This is a genomic window from Sphaerisporangium sp. NPDC049002, assembly GCF_040649355.1.
In the GTDB taxonomy this organism is placed as follows: Bacteria; Actinomycetota; Actinomycetes; order Streptosporangiales; family Streptosporangiaceae; genus Sphaerisporangium.
The window spans coordinates 58,609-76,561 of record NZ_JBEZFH010000002.1; the positions used below are offsets into that span (position 1 = coordinate 58,609).

Annotated in this window: 14 protein-coding genes; 10 read left to right on the top strand and 4 right to left on the bottom strand. The window is 71.0% G+C overall.

What is annotated here, in order from left to right; genetic code table 11:
- Positions 1 to 5: 5 nt before the first annotated feature.
- A complete protein-coding gene (locus tag AB0B89_RS00950; RefSeq protein ID WP_358546165.1) occupies positions 6 to 818 on the bottom strand; it encodes a hypothetical protein in 813 nt (270 codons plus the stop codon).
- 187 nt (positions 819 to 1,005) lie between these two features.
- On the opposite strand from AB0B89_RS00950, the gene AB0B89_RS00955 reads away from it, so the two are divergent.
- Positions 1,006 to 1,977, top strand: a complete 972-nt coding sequence (locus AB0B89_RS00955) for a 4-hydroxy-3-methylbut-2-enyl diphosphate reductase (RefSeq protein WP_358546168.1) — start codon at positions 1,006 to 1,008, stop codon at positions 1,975 to 1,977.
- 59 nt (positions 1,978 to 2,036) lie between these two features.
- Here the strand turns inward: AB0B89_RS00955 and AB0B89_RS00960 are convergent, their stop codons facing one another.
- From AB0B89_RS00960 to rmuC, 3 genes are read right to left on the bottom strand one after another with little or no spacing between them, the layout of a single operon-like run.
- Positions 2,037 to 2,597 carry a hypothetical protein gene (locus AB0B89_RS00960; RefSeq protein ID WP_358546171.1) on the bottom strand — a complete coding sequence of 187 codons (561 nt, stop codon included), beginning with the start codon at positions 2,595 to 2,597 and terminating at the stop codon, positions 2,037 to 2,039.
- Between the two features lie 51 nt (positions 2,598 to 2,648).
- Entirely contained in the window at positions 2,649 to 3,167 is a 519-nt protein-coding gene (locus AB0B89_RS00965) for a DUF6542 domain-containing protein (protein ID WP_358546174.1), read from the bottom strand.
- A 50-nt stretch (positions 3,168 to 3,217) separates the two neighbouring features.
- Positions 3,218 to 4,618, bottom strand: coding sequence for a DNA recombination protein RmuC (rmuC, locus tag AB0B89_RS00970; RefSeq protein ID WP_358546176.1), 1,401 nt, complete (start codon positions 4,616 to 4,618; stop codon positions 3,218 to 3,220).
- A gap of 83 nt (positions 4,619 to 4,701) precedes the next feature.
- On the opposite strand from rmuC, the gene ychF reads away from it, so the two are divergent.
- The 9 genes from ychF to AB0B89_RS01015 all read left to right on the top strand — a co-directional run bounded on the left by ychF (position 4,702) and on the right by AB0B89_RS01015 (position 17,892).
- Positions 4,702 to 5,778, top strand: coding sequence for a redox-regulated ATPase YchF (gene ychF / locus AB0B89_RS00975; protein WP_358546179.1), 1,077 nt, complete (start codon positions 4,702 to 4,704; stop codon positions 5,776 to 5,778).
- A gap of 883 nt (positions 5,779 to 6,661) precedes the next feature.
- A complete protein-coding gene (locus AB0B89_RS00980) occupies positions 6,662 to 7,492 on the top strand; it encodes a conjugal transfer protein (protein ID WP_358546182.1) in 831 nt (276 codons plus the stop codon).
- A 129-nt stretch (positions 7,493 to 7,621) separates the two neighbouring features.
- Positions 7,622 to 7,879 (top strand): hypothetical protein, encoded by a 258-nt coding sequence (locus AB0B89_RS00985; protein ID WP_358546280.1) that lies wholly within the window; start codon positions 7,622 to 7,624, stop codon positions 7,877 to 7,879.
- 38 nt (positions 7,880 to 7,917) lie between these two features.
- Positions 7,918 to 10,584 (top strand): TcpE family conjugal transfer membrane protein, encoded by a 2,667-nt coding sequence (locus AB0B89_RS00990; RefSeq protein WP_358546185.1) that lies wholly within the window; start codon positions 7,918 to 7,920, stop codon positions 10,582 to 10,584.
- 37 nt (positions 10,585 to 10,621) lie between these two features.
- The gene (locus AB0B89_RS00995; protein WP_358546188.1) at positions 10,622 to 13,105 is read left to right on the top strand and encodes an ATP-binding protein; all 2,484 of its coding nucleotides are present in this window, start codon (positions 10,622 to 10,624) and stop codon (positions 13,103 to 13,105) included.
- A gap of 58 nt (positions 13,106 to 13,163) precedes the next feature.
- Positions 13,164 to 15,683 (top strand): hypothetical protein, encoded by a 2,520-nt coding sequence (locus AB0B89_RS01000; RefSeq protein WP_358546191.1) that lies wholly within the window; start codon positions 13,164 to 13,166, stop codon positions 15,681 to 15,683.
- Positions 15,684 to 15,685: 2 nt separating this feature from the next.
- On the top strand, positions 15,686 to 16,336 hold the full coding sequence (locus tag AB0B89_RS01005; RefSeq protein WP_358546194.1) for a hypothetical protein: 651 nt from the start codon (positions 15,686 to 15,688) through the stop codon (positions 16,334 to 16,336).
- Positions 16,333 to 17,421, top strand: a complete 1,089-nt coding sequence (locus AB0B89_RS01010; RefSeq protein WP_358546197.1) for a bifunctional lytic transglycosylase/C40 family peptidase — start codon at positions 16,333 to 16,335, stop codon at positions 17,419 to 17,421. Before AB0B89_RS01005 ends, AB0B89_RS01010 begins: the two co-directional genes overlap by 4 nt.
- 81 nt (positions 17,422 to 17,502) lie before the next feature.
- Positions 17,503 to 17,892, top strand: a complete 390-nt coding sequence (locus AB0B89_RS01015; RefSeq protein WP_358546200.1) for a (deoxy)nucleoside triphosphate pyrophosphohydrolase — start codon at positions 17,503 to 17,505, stop codon at positions 17,890 to 17,892.
- Positions 17,893 to 17,953: the final 61 nt, after the last annotated feature.

A 17,953-nucleotide genomic window follows, 5' to 3' on the forward strand; every position in this document is an offset into this window, starting at 1 on the left:
CGCGGCTATTCCCCTGCTTCGAGCTTGGCGAGGCGCTTGGCGTACATCTGGACGATGTCGCCCCTGGCCGAGGTCTGCCGCTCGTACTCGATCAGCGACCGGATCTGCTCGGCGGACTTGCCGCGCAGCCGGGCGCGCAGGGACGCCATGGTGAGGCTTGAGTAGCCGGGAAGGGGCTCGGCGAGCGTCGAGGTCGTGCCGGCGGGGGAGGCCGCGGGTGCGTCGCCCGGGGAGGGGGCCGCGGACGGCGCGCTCGCGGGGGTCGTCGCTTCGGGCGCGACGCCGTTCTGGACGGCCTCGGCCAGCTTGCCCGCCTCGGCCCTGGGCTTCCGCGTGCGGGGCTTGGGCTCCGCGGTGCCCGCCTTGGCCTTCGATCCGGCGGGCGCGGCCTCCGGCTTGGTGGCGGTGGCTTCGGGCGTGACCGGTGCGGGCCTCATCTGGGGGGCCGGCGGCGTGGGCGGGACGGTCACGGCCGGCTCGGTCTTCGGCGTGGACCCGTTGAGGCTGTCACTCGGCGTGCTCGGACGGGGGGCGAAGATGACCGGCTCGCGCCTCGCCGGCTTCTCCTCCCGGTCTTCGGCCACGACCGGCGCCGCCGCCGGGGCACCGGCCGCCCGCACCTCGGAGGCCGCCCTCTCGTCCTCGCTCAGCAGCCGCTTGAGGCCCGTACGGATGCGGTCGCCCAGCATCAGAGCCTGACCCACCCCGGTGAGCGCGGTCTGCAGCACGTTGAGGGGCAGCTCCTTGGCCTTCTCCTTCAGCTCGCTCGGATGGGTGACGGTCTTGGCTATGGTGCGGACGATGTCGGTCACTGACATACCGGCTCCCTAGAGGGTCTGATATCGGACGACCAGCCTCGCCAGACTGTGCCGCATGAGGACAAGGAGAGGACGGACAGGGCGGTCGCACACTCCCTCAAGCATAGGAAAGCAGATAAACAGTGCGTGTTTACGGATGCCGAGCATGAGGCTGGCAAGGAATCCGCGAGCGCATAGCATTGAGGACATGATTCCGGAGACCTCCACACCCCGTCGTGTCCTGGTGGCCAAGCCGCGCGGTTACTGCGCGGGTGTCGACCGAGCAGTCCAGGCGGTCGAGAAGGCTCTGGAGCGTTACGGCGCGCCGATCTACGTCCGCAAGCAGATCGTCCACAACACCCACGTGGTCAAGACCCTTGAGGAGCGTGGCGCGATCTTCGTCGAGGAGACCGACGAGGTGCCCGAGGGCGCGATCGTCGTCTTCTCCGCGCACGGCGTCGCCCCGGCCGTCCACGACGAGGCCGCACGGCGGTCCCTGAAGACCATCGACGCCACCTGCCCGCTGGTCACCAAGGTGCACAACGAGGCCAAGCGGTTCGCCGCCAACGACTACGACATCCTGCTCATCGGCCACGAGGGCCACGAGGAGGTCGAGGGCACCGCGGGCGAGGCCCCCGACAACATCCAGCTCGTCGACGGCCTCGACGGAGTCGGCGCCGTCCAGGTGCGCGACCCCGAGCGGCTCGTCTGGCTCTCCCAGACCACGCTGTCGGTCGACGAGACCAACGAGACGGTCACACGGCTCAGGGAGCGCTTCCCCAACCTCATCGACCCGCCGAGCGACGACATCTGCTACGCCACGCAGAACCGCCAGATCGCCGTCAAGGAGATCGCCCGCGAGTCGCAGCTCGTCATCGTCGTCGGCTCGACCAACTCCTCCAACTCCAAGCGCCTGGTCGAGGTCGCGAAGGACGCCGGGGCCGACGCCTCCTACCTCGTGGACAACGCCTCCTTCATCCAGGACGCGTGGCTCGACGGCGTCACCACGGTGGGCGTCACCAGCGGCGCCTCGGTCCCCGAGGAGCTCGTCGAGGCGGTGCTGGCCCACCTGGCCGGGCACGGCTTCGGCGACGTCGAGGAGGTCGAGTCGGTTGCCGAGAGCGTGCGCTTCGCCCTGCCCCACGAGCTCCGCCGCGACCTTCGCGCCACCACCCGCTGACCCACCGGCCGCCGTTCGGGCCTGAAGGCGGGTGGTCGCACCCGCCCAGCCGGCGGCGGTCAGCCTTCCGCGTACCGCGGGTCCGCCTCGGGGGCGGTGCCGACGACCGCGTCGGCGCGCGCCCGTACGCCGTCGGCGGCGAAGTAGGCACGCTCCTGGCGTGCCCACCGCTCCCAGTGCGGGCGGTAGGCCTCGCCGTCCCGGCGCAGCGCCCGTGCCTTCCGTACGGCGAGCGGCGCCTCGGTCCAGACGAGGAACGACACGTACGGCGCCGCGGCCAAAGCCCCGGTCCCGACACCCTCGACGACCACGACCTCCGTGGGGGCCGTCTCGCGCCACTCGGCGTAAGCCCCGAGCGCCCAGTCGTAGCGGCGCCAGCGGGCGGGCCTTCCCTCGGAGAGCGGGCGCAGGACCCACTCCACGAGCCGGTCGACGCCGTCCCGCAGGCCGTCCCAGCCGGGGTACAGGTCGTCCATGTGGACCAGCGCCGCCCCCAGCTCCCCCGCGAGCGCAGTGCCCAGCGTCGTCTTGCCCGACCCGGACGGTCCGTCCACGGCGACCACCCCGGCCCGCGCCGCGCGCAGCCGTACGGCGAGCTCCGGCACGCTCAGCGACTCCATCTTCGGATCCACGCTCGGCTCGGCAGGTCTACGGGCGGCCTAGCCGGGGAGTCAGTCGTGCTGCTCCCTCGGGGACCCGTACACGCGGGGCTCGAAATAGCCCTCGGGCTCCGGAGCGAAGGGCTGGTCGTCGCCCGGCTGCCTGCGCTTGGGCGCGGGGCGGCTCGCGCGCAGGTCGGCGCGGAGATCGCTGACGTTCGCGGGCAGGCCGCGGAACCAGGCGGCGGCGAGCACGAGCGCGGCGCCTCCGAACAGCCAGGGCGCCGCCGCCGACAGCTTCGTGACCAGGCCGAGGCCCAGCGCCTGGACGATCGACGGCGCTCCCAGCGCGCCGGCGACGGCGCTGATGAGGGTCGCGGCGAAGAAGATCAGAGGCGGCGTCACCACAAGGGACAGCAGGTCGCGTGGTTGTACGAGGAAGACGGCGGCCAGGCAGGCGGCGGAGAAGACGAGACCGATGATCGTCGTCGACCCGGTCACCTCGGACAGGAGCGTGATCACGAAAATGAGCGCCATGGCACCCCGGGCGGTCAGCCTGACTCCCGGTCGCGCCTGCTCCTTTGCTACCACTGTCGCCCCCTCCGAGCCTGGTCGGCGGCCTCACGGCCGGCAGGCTGGCCCTACGACAAGTCTCGCGCCAACTTACCGTTCGGAGGCGGGGCCGGGAACGGGCTTGCCGTCTCTTCACCCTGCGGTTGCGGGGTCTCTGCCCCCGGCGGTCCCTGCGGCTCCCGATGGGGCTCCCCGGCGTCGCCGGGCGGCTGCGGCTCCCCGGGGTCCTCGCCGACCAGTTCGGGCATGGAGGGCCGCCTGGGCAGTTCCTCGACGAGCTCAGGCTGGGGGAGCGCGCCGTCCACCAGGCCGAGGTCGTTCAGCTTGCGCGCGCTCACGAGCACGCGGCTCTCCAGCGAGCCGACCGTCTTGTTGTAGGCCATGACCGCCCGGCTCAGCGCCTTGCCCACCGCGTCGACGTTGCGTCCCATGGCGCCGAGCCGCTCGTAGAGCTCCTTGCCGAGGTCGAAGACCGCGCGGGCGTTCTCGCTCAGCGCCTCCTGCTGCCAGGCGTACTGGGCCGTGCGCAGCATGGTGATCAGCGTGGTGGGGGTGGCGATGTGGACCCGCTTGTTCATGGCGTACTCCAGCAGGCCCGGGTCGCGCTCCAGCGCGGGGGCGAGGAACGCCTCGCCGGGGATGAACAGCACGACGAACTCGGGCGCCGGGGTGAACGCCTGCCAGTAGGCCTTGGCGGCCAGCCTGTCGACGTGGTCGCGCACGTGGCGGGCGTGGGCGTCGAGCCGCGCCTCCTGCATGTCGCTCTCACCGGCCTCGGCGGCCTCCAGGTAGGCCGCGAGCGACACCTTGGAGTCCACGATGATGTTCTTGCCGCCCGCGAGGCGGACCACCATGTCGGGCCGTACGACCCCATCGGGGGTCATCGCGCTCGCCTGCTCGTCGAAGTCGCAGAACCTCGCCATGCCGGCGATCTCGGCGACCCTGCGGAGCTGGAGCTCTCCCCAGCGCCCGCGTGCCTCCGGCCGCCGCAGCGCCCTGACCAGGGCCGTCGTTTGCGTCTTGAGCTGCTCGGAGCTGTGCCGCACGAACTCCATCTGCTTGCCCAGCTCGGCCTGGGCGACGCGGTTGCCCGTCTCGCTGTCGCGGAGCTGGTCCTGCACCTTGGCCAGGGTCTCTCTCAGCGGGGCGACGAGGTTCTCCACGGCCTGCCTGCGCTGCTCCAGGTCGCCCGCGGCGTCGGCGCGGGACGCCGAGAGCCTGCTCTCGGCCAGTTCGAGGAAGCGCAGGTTGTTGACGTCCAGAGCCCGCGTGGACAGGGACTGGAAGCGCTGGGTCATCTGCTCCTCGACGTAGGCGACCTTGTCCTCGGCGGCCTGGACCCGGGCCTCGGCCAGCGCGACCCTGCCCTCGGCCTCCGAGGCCCTGGCCATCGCGCGCGCCCGGCCGAGGAAGAAGCCGATGACCAGGCCCGCGGCCAGTCCGACAGCGAGTTGGAAGGCGAGTGCCATGACGTCCACCTCCCGCATGATTCCAGTCGGACGGCCCCCGCGCGTGTCCGCCGTACGGCTGGGGCACCGTAAACTCGGCGAACGTGAGCCTGAGCATCGGCATCGTCGGCCTGCCCAACGTCGGCAAGTCCACGCTATTCAACGCGTTGACCAAGAGCGGCAACGCTCTAGCGGCGAACTACCCGTTCGCCACCATCGAGCCCAACGTGGGGATCGTCGGCGTGCCCGACTCCCGGCTGGGCAAGCTGGCCGAGATCTTCGGCTCCGCCAAGATCCTTCCGGCGAAGGTCGAGTTCGTCGACATCGCGGGCCTGGTCAAGGGCGCCTCCGAGGGGCAGGGGCGGGGCAACCAGTTCCTCGCCAACATCCGTGAGACCGACGCGATCTGCCAGGTGATCCGGGTCTTCACCGACCCCGACGTCACCCACGTCGACGGTGAGATCTCCCCCCGGCGCGACATCGAGACGATCAACACCGAGCTCATCCTCGCCGACCTCCAGACGATCGAGAAGGCGCTGCCCCGGCTCGCCAAGGAGGCGAAGTTCAACAAGGACCGCAAGGTCGCGCTCGAAGCGGCGGAGGCCGCCTCCAAGGTGCTCGACGGCGGCACGACGCTCTACGCCTCGGGCCTCGACCTCGCCGACCTGCGCGAGCTGCACCTCCTGACGGCCAAGCCGTTCCTGTACGTCTTCAACCTCGACGCGGACGAGCTCACCGACGAGGCCCTGCGCGCCCGGCTCTCCGAGCTGGTCGCCCCGGCCGAGGCCGTGTTCCTGGACGCCAAGATCGAGTCGGAGCTGGTCGAGCTGCCGGACGACGAGGCGCTGGAGCTGCTCCAGTCGGTCGGCCAGGAGGAGTCGGGCCTGACCCAGCTCGCCCGCGTGGGCTTCGAGACCCTCGGCCTGCAGACCTACCTCACCGCCGGGCCCAAGGAGAGCAGGGCCTGGACCATCCGCAAGGGCGCCACCGCCCCGGAGGCGGCGGGGGTCATCCACACCGACTTCCAGCGCGGCTTCATCAAGGCGGAGGTGACCTCCTTCCACGACCTGGTGGAGGCGGGGTCGCTGGCGGCGGCGCGGTCGGCCGGCAAGGCCCGCATCGAGGGCAAGGACTACGTGATGCGCGACGGCGACGTCGTGGAGTTCCGCTTCAACGTGTGACCGTCCACGCCACGCCAGGCAACGCCACGCGACGACACGCCACGGCCGCGCCGGGCCCGCTGTCCCGAAACGGGCCGGCCGGCGCGTGACCTTGTGACCCGCGGATAGCAATGCCTGGCTGTCAGGTAATCGAGCACGGCTTCCCGCCGCGCGTAATCTCCAGTGTTTGGGTCGGTTGTGTGCCCCGCCGGGGTCTGACGGCCGTGACATGGCCGCCGTGCGCCGACCCGCACGAGCAGCCTGGCGGAAGGGAGGCCGGTGCGTGCGGACGGTTCGCTGCCTCCCGGCCGAGCCTGCCGCCTTCGTCTCCATCGTCTCCATCGTCTCCATCGAGAGGTCTTCGCGGATCGGCGCGCGCGGTCCGTTTACCTGCGTGAGCAGGGATCATGCCTCCTGCGCAAGCGGTTTCTGCCTGGTGCGAGCTTTGTCCCTAATGCGTGCTTTGTCGCGAATTTGGCTGATGGCTCACCGGTGAACAAGGGCCCCGTGTCCTGGGTGAACTCGGCGGGCGCGTTCCCGAAACCGGAGGAAGACCGACTTGGTCTGCTACGTGGATGCCTGCAGCATGGGCGTGGCTTTCCTGGAACAATTGGTGAGGCGGCTAAAGTGAATACTTCACCATGGATAACAGGATCGACAGTAAGACGACAGCGCGTCAGCCGGGGGGATCGGCGCGAGCGGAGGCGTGATGGCTCGCAGGTCAAACGTCCAGCACGGTCTGCGGACCTCTGGCGAACCCGAGCGTTCAGCGTACCCTCCGTCGCCCTACGATCCAGGCCCTGAGCTCATGCCGGCACGGGGACGTAACGCGCCCCGCCGCGGCGGATGGTCCGGTGGGGGCGGGCGTTGGCTGGTTTGGACGGGCAGGGCCGTGCTCTGGGCCGTGATCATCGTGATCGTGGTCAACGGCGTCCGCGCCCCGATCGAGCGCATGGCCCAGGGAAGCGAGCCCACGGGCGCTACCGCGAGCCCCACGGTGACCGGGTTCCCCCAGGCCGACGCCGCGGCGTTCGCGGGCCAGTTCGCGGCGGCCTATTTGAGTTTCGACGGTGCGAAGCCCGACGACAGGGCCGAGCGTCTGAAGCCATTTCTTCCCGTGGGCGCCGAGCGCCAGTTCGGCTGGAATGGCTTCGGCCGCATGTCATCGGGTGCTTACCAGTTCTCCGGTATCGAGATCATTGACTCCCAAAATGCCATTGTGACCGTTTTTGCCCAATCCGGTGCGCAGCGCTGGAAGCTTTCCGTGCCGGTTTACTACTCCGATGGCAAGTTCGTGGTCTCCGGCCAGCCCGCCCTGCTGCCGGCCGGAGGGCCCGCGGGCCTGCCCCAGCCCGCACAGGTGGAGCACGACGACACCGCCGAGGGCGAGCTGCGACCGCAGCTCGAAGGCTTCTTCAAGGCGTACGCCGCCGGGGACGCCACGCAGTTGCAGCGTTATGTCGCCCAAGGCGTGACGCTCGACGGCTTCGACGGCACCGTCACGCTGGCCCAGCTCAAGAGCGTCAGCGCTCCCCCCGGCGGCACCAGCCGGGAGATCACCGCCGTGGTCGTGTGGGCCGTCTCCACGGGCGCCACTCCGTCTCCCGCCGCCACGAACACCGATCCCGGCGCGCAGGCGGCCGGGCTGGAGCAGGCTTACCGGCTCCTCGTGGAGAAGCAGGGTGACAACTGGTACATCAAGAGCATCCGCGGTGCGACCCGGTCCGCGGAGTGAGGCCGGCCGGCGATGGGAGCGAGGGAGCGGCAAAGGGAGCGCGACAACCCGGACCGGTTCGACGACCGGCCAGCGCGACCATGAGCAGGAGGACGAAAGTTGATTCTGAATACCATCGTGGAGCACTCGCTGGCGCTGGTGACGCCGTCGGCGCCACCGTCCGGCGGGGTGAACACCGCGGGCCTCGCGGACTTCCTGCGCAAGTTCTTCGCGCCGTTGTTCCTCGTCGTGGTCTCCGTCGTCGCGATCTTCTTCCTCTTCACGCGGGAGATCACCAGATTCGTGCAGTTCATCATCCTGGCGGTCGCGATCGGTGTGATCTTCTATGTGCCCAACGTCATCGAGGTGACGGCCAGGGCGATCGCGGGGGCGCTCGGCATCAAGTGAGCGCACCCGGAAGGCCGTGAGAGGGAGAGGAGGATCGGGTGGACCTGCCTACCTATACCAATATCTGGCGGATTGAGAAGCGGCTCTACAAGCTGTACGACCTCCGGCTGCCGATGCCGCTTCCGATCGTCTGGATCGGTGTGTTCGTGGGCGTTCTGGTCCCATGGTCGATCCTTCTGTGGCTCGTCAGGATTCCCTTCGACGCGCCGTGGCACGTGCTCTACCTCGTGCCGCCGGGTGTCGTGACGTGGCTGTCGACGCGTCCGGTGATCGAGAGCAAGCGGCTCAACGAGCTGCTCCAGTCCCAGATCCGCTACCTCGGCGAGCCGAAGGCCTGGTGCCGCCTGGCGCCGGTCGACGAGCCCGACGAGATCACGTTCTCCGCGCGGGTGTGGCGGTCGGCCCCGCAGGTCGCGCTTCTCGCGTCCGCCGACACCGCGAAGTCCGCCGCGAGGGCGCGGCGCGGCGCCAGGGCGAAGCCCCGGCACACGGCGCCCCGCCGAAAGGGGCTGGAGGTCTGGAGCCCCTCACGCCAGCTCCCGTCCGTCAAGGCGGGCTCCCGCAGGGGCGCGGCCGTCCCGGGCGAGGTACGTCCCGCCGTGGCCGCCGCCGCGGCGGCCGTGCACACGCTGCCCGCGGCGGAGGCCCCGGTCCGGCTGTCCGAGCGGCCCCGCCTCACCTGGGGCGCCGTGGCCACCCCGTCCGTCCCTGGCCAGTCCGCTCCCGGCCTTCCTCCCGTCACCTCGCCCGACGCCACCATGTCGCCCCTGGCCCTCGAACCCCCAAGGCCCACCTCCGACCGCGTCACCGAGATCCCGCCGAAGCCGGGGCCCGACCGCACCGCCGAGGTGTCGAAGCCCGACCGGGTCATCGACGTTCCGGTCCGGAAGGGTGATCGGGTCGCCGGTGTCGCGACGCCGAAGGGTGATCGGGTCGCCGACGTGCCGGTGCCCAAGTGGGTCGCGCCGGTCGAGGGTCTGGCGATGCCCCCCGCTTCCCCGCAGGCGGACCGGCCCGTCCAGGAACCCGCGACCGCGGAGACCGGCGGCGCCGCTCCGGCCACCGCTCCGATCGGCACCGAGGCGCTGCGCCGCCTGCGCAGGCTCGCGGCGTCCGCGGAGAGCCGTGGTCCGGCGACGCCCAGGCCCCAGGCCGTTTCCTCCGAACGCCGTCCCGCCGCGCCCGAGCCCCACCTGACCCCCTCCGAGCCCGAGGTGGCCGCCCCTGAGCCCGAGCCGGCCGTCTCCGAGCGTGAGCTCGCCGTCTCCGAGCCCCAGGTGGCCGTCTCCGAGCCCCGGGTGGCCATCTCTGAGCGTGAGCCGGCCGTCTCCGAGCCCCGGGTTGCCGCTTCCGAGCGTGAGATGGCCGCACCCGAGCCTCAGGGCGGCACGCTGGAGCACGCGGCGGCCGGGGGCGTTTCCGCCTCTGTCGATCCCGATGCGGAGACGGAGGTTCGCGAGCAGCACCGCAAGGGACAGCCGCCGCGCCCCGCCGCCTACACGCGGCTGCCGGAGGCCCGTACGGTCTGGCCGGTCTCCCGGTCGCGCACGCCCGAGACGGTTAGGCCGGAGACGGTCAGGTCCGAGACGGTCAGGCCGGAGACGGTCAGGCCCGGCGTGTCCGAGCCTGTGTCGCCGAGGAGTCCGGTGCGACCGGCGGCGCGTGAGCAGGCGCCTCCGCCGCTGTCCATCCGGGCGGTGCCGGGGCCGGGCACGACCGCCGATCCGGCCGCGCCGTCCGTTCCCGTGCCGGTTCCCCGTACGGGCGACGAGCCGCGCGTGCGGCGCGTCGAGTCCGTCGTCGGCCGTGACCAGTCCGGAGGCTGGCGGCGCCTTGCCCAGGTGGTGGTCGGAGGCGGTGGTCCCAGCCGCAACGACGGCATCGAGACCGACGAGGCGAGGGCCCGCACGGTGCTCACCGGCAGCCGCCGAGTCGTCGTGCTCGGCTGCACCGGCGGCGCGGGGCAGACCACGACCACGCTGATGCTCGGTCACACCCTGGCCCGCTACCGCGAGGACCGCGTCGTCGCGGTCGACGCGAACACCGGGGACCACACGCTGACCGGCCGGATCCCGGCGGACTCGCCCGAGACGCTGACCTCCCTGCTGGCGGGGCTCGACGGCGTGAGCGGCTACCTCAGCATGCGGGCGTACACCACCCGCTGCGAGTCGGGCCTTGAGGTCATCGCCTCCGACTCCGACACCGCGGCGGCCCGCAGGCTCGCCGACCAGGGCCTGTTCTCCGACCAGCGGTTGGCGCAGGCCATGCGGGTGCTCGACCGCCACTACAGGCTGATCCTGGTCGACCCCGCCGCGGCCGTCGCCGCGCGCATGCTGCCGTACGCCGACCAGCTGATCCTGGTGGCCCCGGCCAGCGAGGACGCGCCCGACGCGGTGGCCATGACCTTCGACTGGCTCGACGGGCACGGGTCGACCGAGCTCCGGCGGCGGGCGATCATGGTGATCAACGGTGTGAGCCGCCGGAGCATGGGCGGTGTGGAGCAGGCGGAGGCCGTGGCCCGGGGCCGGTGCCGCGCGATCGTCCGCGTCCCCTGGGAGGACGAGCTCGCCCCCGGACATCCCGGCCCCGCCGAGCTGACCCATCTCCGGGCCGGAGGCCGCAGGGCGTACGTCGCCCTCGCGGGAGTTGTGGCAAGCGGCCTGGCGGCGGCGAGCCGCCCGAGCGAGGAGGAAGTGGCCCAGTGACCAGGGAGCGTGCCCAGCGCGGGGAGCGGGCCGGCTGATGGCGAGATCGTCGCGGTCGAGGAGCAGGCTGGCCGTCCGTTATTTCGACGACCGGATCCTCCTCACCGACTCATCGGCATGGGCATATTTCCGGCTTCCGACGGTGAGCTATGAATTCGTCACCGCGGAGGAGCGGGAGGCCCTGGCCACCAACATCACCATCGCCCTCGCCGCGATCCGCATGACCGACGCCGAGGTACACCTGCGGGTGGCCCACCGGGCCTATCCCGCGGCCGACTGGGCGATGGCGCTCAACTCCACCTCCGACGAGGGCGACGGCTGGCGCGACTACCTGGAGGACATGTACCGGCACGTCTGGGCCAAGGACTTCTGGTCGAAGGAGGTCTACCTCGGGGTGCGGCTCGGGCCGCGAGGCGCGCAGCTCGGCACCGGGGTGCTCGCCCAGCTGTTCGGCTTCTACCAGCGCAGCGAGAAGACCCTGGGCCTGGAGGACGACCACGTCCCCGACAACGAGATCAACAAGTGGACCGACCAGGCGGAGCGCCTCGGCCGGGCCCTCGGCTCCAGCGCCCTGTACGCGCGCCATGCCTCGTCCGGTGAGGTCGCCTGGCTGTTCCGGCACGCGGCGTCGGGCTCGCTCGGCGACCCGCCGTCGTCGGCGACCCCGTCCAGGCGGTGGGGCAAGGGCGAGGTCGAGTCGCTGGTCGAGGGTCAGATCCACAACGGCAGGTCGCTGCTGCGCATCCAGCAGCCCGCGGGCGACTCCTATGTCGCGCACCTGTCGTTCGCCAGGTTCCCCGACCTGATGCCGTTCCCCGACGGGGAGCCGTGGCTGCACTTCATCGACCAGTTACCGTTTCCGGTGGAAGTCAGCTCGCGGATGCGCTTGATCCCCCCGGTCAAGGCGAGCAAGGACGTCGCGCGCAAGCTCGCGCACGCCCGTGACATGGACATCCACATCCGTGAGGCCGGCGCGGAAGCGCCCATCGCGCTGGCCGAGCAGATCGACGCGGCACGCATGCTGGAGCACGGCATCACGAAGGAGCGGCTGCCCTTCGTGTACGGCTGGCACCGGCTGATCGTGGCCGCGCCCACCGAGGAGATGTGCGTGCAGCGCGTCGAGGCCGTCGTGGAGCACTACCGCGACATGGGCATCGACATCGTCAACTCCACGGGCGACCAGTTCTCGCTGTTCTGCGAGGCGCTGCCGGGTGAGCGCGTGCGCGTCAACGCCTACGCCCAGCGGCAGCCGCTGCGGACGATCGCGGGGGGCATGGCCACGGCCACGGTCGACCTCGGCGACCGCATCGACGAGAGCGGGGCCGGGTGGGCCGGGCCGTACATCGGGGAGACCCTCGGGCGCGCCCGTTCGATCGTGCACTTCGACCCGCTGGTGGCCGCCACCCGCAACCGGCCGACCGCCATCGCCATCACCGGAGAGCCCGGTGGGGGCAAGACCACGCTCGCGCTGCTGCTCATCTACCAGATGGCGCTGCGCGGGGTCACGGTCGCGGTCATCGACCCCAAGGGCGACGCCGAGTCCCTGGTCCAGCTCCTGCAGAACCGCGGGCGCAAGGCGCGCATCATCCCGCTGGGCTCGGCGGCCCCCGGCCTGCTCGATCCGTTCTCCTTCGGCGACGACATCGCGGCCAAGAAGACCATGGCGACCGAGACCCTGCGGCTGCTGCTTCCGCGCATGTCGGAGGAGCGCGAGTCGGCGATGATCCAGGCCGTGTCCACGGTGTCCAACGCGCCCGATCCGTCGCTCGGCAAGGTCGTCGACCACCTGGAGGAGGCCGAGGACCCCGCTTCCAGGAACCTCGGCGCGGTGCTGCGCTCGATGGCCGAGATGCACCTGGCCCGGCTCTGCTTCGACCCCTCCGGCGGCGATCAGATCGACACCGAGGGCTGGACCACGGTCTTCACCCTCGGAGGGCTGACCCTGCCCGACGTCGCCACGGCTCGGGACGACTACTCCTACGAGCAGCGCCTGTCGGTCGCGCTGCTGTACCTGGTGTCGCAGTTCGCCCGGCGGCTCATGAACGGCCTCGACCGTCGCGCGCCCAAGGCCATCTTCCTCGACGAGGCCTGGGCGATCACCTCGACGCCCGAGGGCGCCAAGCTCGTGCCAGAGGTCTCGCGCATGGGCCGTTCGAGGAACACCGCGCTGGTTCTGGTCTCCCAGAACGCGGGCGACCTGCTGAACGAGCAGGTCACCAACTGTCTCTCCTCGGTGTTCGCCTTCCGCTCGACCGAGCGTGTCGAGGTGGACCACGTGATGGCACTGCTCGGCGTGGAGCCGTCCGAGGAGCACAAGGGGGCGCTGCGGGCCCTGGGCAACGGTGAGTGCATCTTCCGTGATCTGGACGGCCGCGCGGGCCGTATAGGGGTGGACCTCATCTCCGAGGACCTGCTGCGTTGGCTGGACACCAATCCGACCCACGACAAACCCGACGAGAGCGTGCATGATCCTCGTGGGCGGGCGAGTAGGCCGGGGGCTGCGCAGGAGGTGCGGTCATGAGACGTCACAAGCACCGTGGACCGAGGGCGCCATTGGGGCGCGCGAGTGGAGCGAGCGCATGAGACGGTTGCGGCACAAGATCGTTTTGGTCCTCGCAATCCTCGCGAGCGTCCTTGTGGTGCCGATCGCGTTCTCTCCGACCGTGGCCGGCGCGGCCGGGCCGTGTGACCTGTCACCGGACCTCGCGCCCGAGATCGTCGGCGGTGGCGTCGACGGGCTCGTCAAGCCACCCCCGCCCGACCCCGCGCCCGGTACGGGCGCGACGGGCGCGGGCGGCACGGGGGGCACGGGCGGTGCCGGGTCGCCGGACGCGTACTCGCCGGCCACCGGCACCGCGACGGCCGGCAAGGTGGCGGAGCCGCTGACCAACTACGACCGGTACGGCATGGCCGGGCAGTTCTGGCACACCTACGGCCTCGGCTGCAACGACGTGGCCGCGGTCCTCGGCAACGCGTGGGCCAACACGGTCTTCTCCTGGGCCAAGGCCATCGACCGGATGACCATCACGACCTACCAGGCGGCGGCCACCGAGGGACCGCTCCAGTCGATCAAGGACATGGTCGACGACATCGTCACGAACCTCGCCAACGCCATGTACTGGCCGTACCTGCGGGTGGTCATCCTGCTCGGCGCGGTGTGGCTGGCGTGGTACGGCCTGATCCGCAAGCGTGCCAGCACGACGGCCGAGGGCGTGATCTGGATGATCCTGGCCGTCACGGTCGCCGTGTGGTTCTTCAGCCGCCCGGGCGACTTCACCGGCCTGGGCAAGACGGTGACCGACAAGACCGGCGAGATCGTCAACTCGGCGTTCAGCGGGCTGCCAGGGGCCGGGGGCGCGTCCTGCCTGCCCACCAAGGGCGAGACGAACGCCAAGGCTGGACCCGGCGGCTACGGTCAGAGCGGCACCCCGGGCGTCGCCCAGAACGCCGACGCGCTGTGGTCCACGCTCGTCTGCAAGCCGTGGCTCATGGGCGAGTTCGGCACCGCCGACCCCTCCGCCCACATCGTGCGCGATTTCGGCGCCAAGACGCTCGACATCCAGGCCACCGACGTCCAGGAGCAGACCTCGGGCCAGAAGCCGAGCTCCGGCTCCCACCAGGCGAGGTTCGAGGAGGAGGTCGCCAAGCCGCTGGAGAGCACCCCGATGTTCTTCCTCTTCCAGGGCAAGGACTGGACGAGCAGGCTCGGCATCGCGATCGGCGCGCTCATGGCGGCCATGGTCACGGGCGTGCTGATCTTCCTCGTGGCGGTGTCGCTCATCGCGCTCAAGATCGGCTTCCTGCTGCTGCTCATCCTCGGGCCGGTGTTCCTGCTGATCGGCGTCCATCCCGGCTCCGGGCGCATCATCGCCATGCGCTGGGTCGAGATGCTGGTCGGCACGCTGCTCCGCCAGGCGGTGCTGGCGCTGGTGCTCGGCGTGCTCGTGTACGGCTACGCGCTGATCATCTCCACGAACCTCCCGTGGGGTATGCAGATCATGTTCATCGCGCTGCTGACGATCGCGGTGTTCTTCTACCGCCGTCCGTTCCAGCACCTGTTCTCCTCCATGGACGGGCACACGCTCGCCACGCGGATGCTGGGAGAGGCGGCCTCGGCGCCGACCCTGTCCCGGGCCGCGAACGCGCTGCCGCCGGTGGCCGCGGCGCGCATGGGCCGCTGGGGCCTGCGCAAGGCCGAGCCGGTCATCAACGCGGCGGCCATGGCGGCCGGAGGCGCGGCGGCGGCGACGGCCTCCACGGTCGCCCAGGGCCGCGTCAGGGGCGAGGAGGTCACCCCGGGGGCCACACAGCAGTCCGGCACGCGCGTCCCGGTTGGCGCCCAGCCGGCCCCGCTGGACGCCGACGGGCAGGCGGGCCTGCGCCGCAAGGCGACCGGGCGCGGCACCGCCGTCCCGCGTCCCGGGGCGGCTCCGCCGCTCAACCTGTCCGGGCGCATGGGCGGCTCCGGCCGTCCGGGCGGCGCGGGGCCCGGCGGGGGAGCCACCAACGTCCCGAGCCCGCGCCCCGCGACCCGCACCGGCGGCGGCACTACGGGCACGGGAGGCGGAGGGTCGACGGGTAGCTGGTTCGGCGGCAGGTCCGGTGGCGGGTGGGCCTCACGGTCCGGCTCCTCGGGCGGCTCGTCCGGCGGGTCCTCCGGGGGTTCCCGCCGCTCCGAGGGGGCGGCGCCGAAGGCTCCGCGCTCCACGGCCGGCGGGCCCCGTGGCCTTTCGGGCGGCGGCGGGTCGTCTGGACGTTCCTCCGGTGGTTCCGCGCCGCGTTCGTCGGGCGGGTCGTCCGGCGGATCCTCGGGCTCGTCCGGCCGTTCGTCCGGCGGGTCGTCGGGCAGCCTGTTCGGCGGCTCGTCCGGCAGGTCGAACGGTTCGTCGGGCAGGTCATCGGGCGGCTCGCCGGGCAGGTCCTCGGGTTCGTCGGGCAGGTCGTCGGGCGGGTCGTCCGGCTGGCTGTCCGGGAACGGGCGGTCGGGGTCCTCCGGTGAGGCTCCACCGCTCTGGCTGCCGCCACGCTCCGATTCCGGACGCGGTGAGGCCGAGCAGGCGCCCTTCTGGCTGCGCCCGGCCGATCGCGACAAGGACTGACGATGGTGCAGGTCAACGACCGGCGAGGGCTCGTCTTCGCCGGTGTGGTCGTCGCACTGGCGGCCGTAGGCATCTATCTGTCCATGCGGCCCGCCTCCGGTGGCTCGCAGGACGGCGACCCTTCCGGCAGGGCGGCGGTGGTCTCGACCCTCGCCGCTCCGCAGTCGGGTGCGTCTCCCGCTCCGGCGGTCAGTCCCGGCTCGTTCGACATCTACAGGTTCCTGCCCATCCCCAAGGAGCAGATCGCCCTGGCGGCGGACGCGGCCCAGCGGTTCGCGACCTCCTACGCGACGTACCGGTACGACGAGGACCCCGCGTCCTACGCTGAGCGGCTGAAGGGGTTCACCACGGCCGAGATGGGTGCGGTCCTCGCGCGGGACGTCACCACGCCGGCCAAGGTGGACCAGGACCGCGCCGACGAGGTGGTCTCCCAGGGATCGGCGCGGTTGAGGACCATAAGGAACATCTCCGACGGCTCGATCGTGTTCGTGGTCACCGTCGTGCAGAACATCACCGCCAAGAGCGGGCCGCAGGAGCGCGGCACCGACTACGCGATCACCCTCACCCAGGTCGGGACCGAGTGGCGGGTGTTCGACATGCAGCGCGCCGACGCGGGCCAGGACGGGGACACCGGCGACGGGACCACGCAGTGACCTCCCGTGTGCGCATAGCGCTGCTCATCGGGCTCGCCGGGGTCGTGCTGGTCACGCTGATCATGGCGCCGATGCTCATGAGCACGTTCCCCTCGTTCCTCAGTGGCGGCGGCACGGCCGGCGGTGACTGCACGGACACGGTCACGAAGGTCACGAACGTCTCCACCACCGCTCAGTCGGACATCCCGGCGAACTACCTGGAGCTGTACAAGAAGTGGGGCAAGAAGACCGGGGTCCAGTGGACCGTGCTCGCCGCCGTGGGCAAGCGTGAGACCGACCACGGCCGGTCCAACCTCGCCGGAGTGAAGAGCGGCACGAACTACGCGGGCGCCGCCGGTCCCATGCAGTTCCTGATCAGCACGTGGGGCGGCAAGGCCAAGATCAAGATCCCGTCGAAGTTCAGCGGGTACGCCTCGGACGGCGACGACGACGGCTGGGCCGACGTGTACAACCCGGCCGACGCGATCCTCGGCGCGGCCAAGATGCTCAAGCGCAACGGAGCGCCCGACGACCTCAAGCGGGCGCTCTTCGTCTACAACCACGCGATGTGGTACGTGGAGCAGGTGCTGGTGATCGCCAGGCGGTACGCCTCCGACGGGACGCTGGAGCTGCCCCCGGACGCGAACCCGGAATGCGACTCGCCCATCGTGGAGGCGGCTCCGACCGACATCGTCCGCAAGATCCTTGAGTACGCCCTGGCCCAGCGAGGCAAGCCGTACCGCTGGGGCGGCACGGGGCCGGACGCCTTCGACTGCTCGGGAATCATCTACATGGCCTACCGCGCGGCCGGGCTGTCGATCCCGCGTACGACCTTCGGCCAGTGGCCGTTCGGCGCGAAGGTCGCCAAGGGCTCCGAGCAGCCGGGAGACCTGGTCTTCTTCAACGCCGGGCCCGGCACCTCCTCCAACAGTCCGGGGCACGTCGGCCTGATCGTCTCGCCCGGCAAGATGGTGGAGGCCCGGTGCACGCTCTGCGGACCGATCAAGATGACGACGTACCGCGACCGCCCCAACATCGTCGGCTACACTCGCCCGCTCCAGAATCCGGCCGTTGTCGGGCAACTCAAGCGGCTGGGCCTCACTTAGAACGGGTCATTCCGCCCACTTGCCGCATTCTCGATATGGGGAGGAGCCAGACCCGGGGCAGACTCCTTAGTCTTTACCCACATGGAGAAGATTGTTGTCGCGGCGGCCATCGTCGAGGGGGGCAGGCTGCTGGCCGCCCAGCGCGCCGCGCCTCCGGAGGTGGCCGGGGGGTGGGAGTTCCCCGGCGGCAAGGTCGACCCGGGCGAGAGCGACCACGAGGCGCTGGTCCGGGAGTGTCAGGAGGAGCTCGGCGTCGACATCACGGTGGGCGACAGGATCGGCGGCGACTGGCCGCTCAGCCCTGGGTACGTGATGCGCGTCTGGCTCGCACGGCTCATCTCGGGCATTCCGCACCCCCATGAGCACTTGGCGTTGCGTTGGCTCGGTCCTGACGAGCTCTTCGACATCCCTTGGCTTCCCGCTGACCTGCCCATTGTGCGGGCTGTACAGAATCTGATCCCTGAGGCGTGATCCCCAGTACGGTGTGAGATAACAGTTACACAGCGTGACTAGTTTGTCGCGCATCGTATCG

Coding starts and splice junctions, on each gene's coding strand:
- AB0B89_RS00950 (WP_358546165.1), bottom strand. CDS start 818: ATGTCAGTGACCGACATCGTCCGCACCATAGCCAAGACCGTCACCCAT.
- AB0B89_RS00955 (WP_358546168.1), top strand. CDS start 1,006: ATGATTCCGGAGACCTCCACACCCCGTCGTGTCCTGGTGGCCAAGCCG.
- AB0B89_RS00960 (WP_358546171.1), bottom strand. CDS start 2,597: ATGGAGTCGCTGAGCGTGCCGGAGCTCGCCGTACGGCTGCGCGCGGCG.
- rmuC (WP_358546176.1), bottom strand. CDS start 4,618: ATGGCACTCGCCTTCCAACTCGCTGTCGGACTGGCCGCGGGCCTGGTC.
- AB0B89_RS00995 (WP_358546188.1), top strand. CDS start 10,622: ATGGCGAGATCGTCGCGGTCGAGGAGCAGGCTGGCCGTCCGTTATTTC.
- AB0B89_RS01000 (WP_358546191.1), top strand. CDS start 13,164: ATGAGACGGTTGCGGCACAAGATCGTTTTGGTCCTCGCAATCCTCGCG.
- AB0B89_RS01005 (WP_358546194.1), top strand. CDS start 15,686: ATGGTGCAGGTCAACGACCGGCGAGGGCTCGTCTTCGCCGGTGTGGTC.
- AB0B89_RS01015 (WP_358546200.1), top strand. CDS start 17,503: ATGGAGAAGATTGTTGTCGCGGCGGCCATCGTCGAGGGGGGCAGGCTG.